Origin of the sequence: Candidatus Stygibacter australis (assembly GCA_030765845.1) — a bacterium.
GTDB lineage: Bacteria > Cloacimonadota > Cloacimonadia > Cloacimonadales > TCS61 > Stygibacter > Stygibacter australis.
The window spans coordinates 1-5,515 of record JAVCDJ010000266.1; the positions used below are offsets into that span (position 1 = coordinate 1).

Sequence of the window (5,515 nt, forward strand, 5' to 3'; positions counted from 1 at the left end):
CGCAATGTACTATATCTCCAGTCAAATCATTTTTTCTTTTTTATTCCCCCTCCTCCACTGGTTTGATAGCAGCTATCAAACCAGTGGAGGAGGGGGAATAAAATAAATATCATAGATTACTGCCTTAATTACTATGCTTTATCATAACTGCTTACTTGATTTCGAAGTAATCATAGCAGCTCGATTTTTATGATAATATGGGCCCCATTCTCTTTCGTATTTTACAACAGCAAATATCTGCCTAAGCATCTTATGAGCAACTGCTACACGACTTTTCGTTTTAGACGAGCCCTTATTCAATAACCTATCATATAAGTCTTTACATTCAGGATTATATTGGGATGCTGATAATGATGCTTCATACAATATTTTTCTAATTAATGGATTACCTTTCTTGGAAATATTTGACCCTCGTTTTACGCTTTTCCCTGATTCCCTGGGATTAGGATTTAGCCCTACAAATCCTACTACTTGTTTAGCTGTTTCAAAGTCTTCAAACTTACCAAAAAATCCAATAACCATCGAAGCCGTTCTTGGACCGACTCCTGGTATCTTTGTTACGCATTCGTACACATCGTGATAAAAAGATTCAACCAGTTCTTTGATCTGAACTTCAAAACGTCCAATGCATTTTATATGTGATTTTATCAAAAGGTTAAATTCCTTTATCACCGCTTTGTCACCATTGCCAGACCTTATTAAAGCATGAACTCTATTACTTAGCATAGTTTTCATTTTCTGTAAGGCATTGATTGCTTTGAGCTTGGAAGTTATTTCCATTTGTTGTTCAGACGGCAATTTACTCAATACAGGATTTTGCTCGTAGCCAAATTCTGCTATCACTCGGGCATCAACTATGTCGGTTTTGGCTCTGATCATTTTCATTTGTGAGAATCTCTTTATAATTAAGGGATTCACCACTGAAACAGAAATACTTAATTCTATCAACTTAGTAAATAATACCATATGGTATATTCCAGTCGCTTCCATGATCACATGAATACTGGTTATTGATGGGATTTTCTGGAAGAATTTAGAAATTGCTCTTTTATTATTGGCTATTTCATGCATTTTATGCTCTTTCCCATCATATTCAGAAATATCCAATTTGTCCATTGAAACATCGACTCCAAGCCACTTTGAATAACTCATAATTTTCTCCTTTACAAATATTCAAGGAAAATATAGCCTATCATTGTAATTGATACAGGTTTGGATACCTAATGTACTATCCAGACTTATGTGGAAGGGGGCTTAACATTGCGAACGGGTTTTAATACCCTATGGTTGTTCAAGCTTAACCCCTTCCATTTTCCTTATCAATATCTTAATACTAATTTCATGATGTCAATATACAATGATGTCAATATACAATGGTTGATCTTTATCACCAAGATACCTTACTTAAACTACTTATTTGGATTGACTTATAAGCTTCTTTTTCCTGTTCGACCATTGCGGAGGTGCAAGCACCATGCGCAAGGTCTTGGATGGTGGAAATTGAACAGCTTATGGCATCAAAAGAATGTCTAAATAAAAATATTTTTGACAAAAAGATTATCTATATGGATTTATGAAAAGTGCTTTTGGGTTTGTTATAAAGTTATCACTAAATTAAATTATAAGAGGCAAAATGAGAGTATTAATTCCATTACTTGTTTTAGTGATCATTATTTCTGGTTATTCAGTGAATAAGCAATTAATGACCCTTAGCAAGGGTGATAATAAAACGGGAATTGGTGGAAGAATAGAAGTAATATTTGATGAAGCAGATATTACTGAAAATTTAATAATTAGAGACTCTTTAAATTTTGACGATATTGATTATGAGTATTGTTGTTTATGGGATGGGGCAACTGGATATGATGAAACATGCTTTATTGCAGATTCATTATTTGTGGATGAGGAACATGATGATTATCATCTTTCCTGGAATAGTCCCTGCATTGATGCCGGTGATCCGGATAATGATGGTGATTTTGAGAACTGGTTGTTTGATGAAGACGATCAGGATTCTGATGGCTCACGGCTTAGTATCGGATATGCAGCCTATGAAGATCAGGACAGATGGGAATATGAAGACGGAGACATTGTCTGGATGAGCTTTCCGAAATTGTCCTGTGTTGATGGTGTTAATAATGGAGATCAAATTTTGGGATCAATTGTATTTGGTAGATTTGATGAAATGCTTCCTTATCAACCTGATTATATTGATGTTTGGCAGGAAACAGATATTGGACCTCAAACAAGTTTCGAAGGAGATTATATATCTCAAGAATATGTGTGGTATCCGCAAAATTATAATTTCAATAGCACTGATGGCTTGAAAATTAGAATCACCGATTCTGATAGTACTGATAATCCGATCAATCCTTTGATAGTCGGGGGGCTTTCATGTGAACTTAATACATCACTGACAGTAACAACGGGAGCAACTGATCTGAACTGGGTAGGGTATTTTGTACCATATAAGATGAACGTGATGGAAGCTTTTTATGAAACGACCTTAGATAGTCTTACAGCAATTAAAACCCATGACTGGTCTTTGTATAAAATTCATGGAGAATGGTTTGGATCCTACCCGCCAGGAGGTCCTACATTATATTATGGAGATATGGTGGAATTATATACTAATGCGAGTCATGATATTTCATTCTACTGGCGGACATTTGGGACATCAGGTGAAGATTATGAAAGAAAGGAAACTCAATACTTTTCTTATGAAGAAGATCTTGATTATCAGTCAATATTTGTTGAACTGGGTGAAGAAAAGCCTGATGAAATAGCTGTTTATATCGATGGTGTTTGCAAGGGAGCAGAAGTGGTTGATGTAGATTCACTTCTGGAAATCAGGGCTTATATAATGGAAGAACCACAGGGTCAGGAGATTGAAATAGTAACTGCCAGTGGCAGAGCAATTCCATCAAAAGTAGATTACCTTAGAGTTGATGATGATGGATTAAGACAGGCAAGCAGTATATTTACTGATCGAAGTAAGTTATATCAGATAATCTCACTAGAGACGGGAGAGGAAGTTCCTGAACCTGAAAAAGTGCTTATCTGCTATCCTAATCCCTTTAATCCGGAATTGACAATAGTATTTTTTACCACAGAGTGCACCGAGAACACAGAGATAACAATATACAATGTTAAAGGTCAGAAAGTGAATAATTTGGCTAATGATGTTTTATCTGCTGGAGAACACTCAGTGGTCTGGCAGGGCAAAGATGATAAAGGAAATCAGGTAAGTAGCGGAGTGTATTTTATCCGAATGCAGATTGGTCAACAGGTATATACCGGGAAAGCGGTTTTGATGAAATGATATCGAAAGACGTATATTTCTGGGAACTACGAGCTCCAGCTCGTAGAATTATAAATAACGTCTGCTAATTTAAGAAACGGGAACTACGACGAATAGCTTTTTATGAGAAAATACTCAACGAGCTAGAGCTCGTAGTTCCCGGGTTATAAGGATGTGATAATGAAGAAGTATTTCATCTTATTTATTGGTCTGGTTTTGATTGGGATATTGCAGGGGACTACAATCATAGTTGATATTGAAGGTACAGGGGATTACATATCTATCCAGGAAGGAGTGGATGCCAGTGTGAATGGTGATACAGTGCTGGTTTATCCGGGTAGGTATTACGAAAATGTGGATTATAATAATCATACTATAACCCTGGGAAGCTTAAATCTTACTACTGGCGAAAGACATTATATCCGGGAAACAATTATTGATGGCAATCTGGAGAATAGTTGCATAATTGTAGTAAGAGCTGAGGGAGAAGGCACGCTGTGTTGTGGATTCACTCTTACAAATGGAGCAGGGCATTCCATGGGTAGTGATTATCCTTTAGATGGTGGAGGAGTTTATGTTTATGGTGGATATGGGGCACAGATAGAAGTTAGAAATTGTATTATTGAAAATAATAAAATTAATAGAACTGGTGGTGGGATCTATTTAGGTTATGGAGGATATGTATATTTATCAGGAACAACCATAAGATTTAATTATGCTCCGGTTAGTTCTGGGGGTATATCAAAAGGAACTAGTGCAACATTAGAATTTGATCCTGACAATTTATGTAGTATCTATGGGAATTATTCAACAATCGGATGTATGATGGGAAGAGGAATTGATCTTGATGAGCCCGATACTCTTTATATCTATGCAGATACATTAAGCTTTGAAGAACCAGACAGGTATTTTATTTCTCAGGGTGGAGGTAGTAATACATATATTGATCCGGATGAATATTTGGTAATAGAATCGCAGCATTGCTATTATGAATTTATTGATGCAGATTTTTATGTGTCACCGGATGGTGATGATTCTAATAGTGGCTTAACACTGCAGGATCCCAAGAAAAAAATTTCCAGTGCCATTACTCTTTGTGTTTCTAATCCTGATAGCCCAAATACAATTCATTTACTACCCGGCTATTATAGTTCTTCGTTAAACGGGCAGTATTTCCCTTTGAATATGCGGGAAAATGTAAGTATAGTAGGAACTTCCCGGGATGAGGTGTTTCTGGACAGAGAAACCGCAGGGAATTACATATACGATAGAAATGGAGGATATAATTATAGTATAAAAAATATAACTTTTACTGGTGGAATAGGAGGAGGTCAAAGCAATCCTGATCTAAGATTCTGGGACTTTACCGAAGACCCGATAAGCAGTGTAATAATGGATAGTTTAAGATTTGACAGCGCTGTTCCAAAATTGGGTATTTTAGCTACAAAAATAGACTTTGAGATATCAAATATAATAATTGAAAATTCAGGATCGGCATTTCTGGGATATAACTCTTTTCCCGGTAACCGCAGTTTAGTAAAAAATGTTTTATGCAGGAGCTGCCATGCAACATTTATTACCAATGATAATTATACGGAGACTGAAGATCTACCTGTATTAAATGTAATAAATTATCTTCAAGTTGATAACTCTGTAGAAAGCATCCTGAGGATGTGGAGTTATGGACCGGATGCAACAAGATATGCTGTAACTAATTTCATTAATTGCACATTAATGAATAACAGCATTGTGCCTTTTAATAATCACGCTTTTGCCAAAGCTTTTGAGGGCGGTGAGATGAATTTTTATAATTCTATAATCTATGGTAACGTAGGAACACAACTCAATCTTGATACTAATGGCTGGGATAACCCAAGTACAGCAACAATTTCACATACTCTTCTACAGGATGGGGAAACAGGAATAGTACATCAAGGAGATACAATATTAAACTGGATGGATGGCAATCTGGACTGTGATCCTATGCTGAATGAGGATTATATACCGTTAGTTGGTTCGCCAGTGATTGATGCCGGGACACTGGATCTGCCTGAAGGAATAGAACTTCCAGAAACTGATGTTTATGGCAATCCCCGTATTTATGGCAATGGCGTGGATATGGGAGCAGTAGAATGGCAGGGAACGGAAAATAGTTCAGATGAGATTTCAGTGCTCCCTGATGAACTGATAATCTATCCTAATCCCTTGATAGCA

3 protein-coding genes are annotated in these 5,515 nt (G+C 36.4%); 2 read left to right on the forward strand and 1 reads right to left on the reverse strand.

What is annotated here, in order from left to right; genetic code table 11:
- Positions 1–141: 141 nt before the first annotated feature.
- Complete coding sequence (locus RAO94_13280; protein ID MDP8323315.1) at positions 142–1,152, reverse strand: IS110 family transposase; 1,011 nt, start codon at positions 1,150–1,152, stop codon at positions 142–144.
- Positions 1,153–1,633: 481 nt separating this feature from the next.
- Here RAO94_13280 and RAO94_13285 point away from each other — a divergent pair, with 481 nt between their 5' ends.
- Together RAO94_13285 and RAO94_13290 are read left to right on the forward strand one after the other, a co-directional pair.
- Entirely contained in the window at positions 1,634–3,322 is a 1,689-nt protein-coding gene (locus tag RAO94_13285; GenBank protein MDP8323316.1) for a FlgD immunoglobulin-like domain containing protein, read from the forward strand.
- A gap of 159 nt (positions 3,323–3,481) precedes the next feature.
- Positions 3,482–5,515 (forward strand): choice-of-anchor Q domain-containing protein (locus RAO94_13290; GenBank protein MDP8323317.1); only part of this gene is annotated, 2,034 nt, incomplete at its 3' end.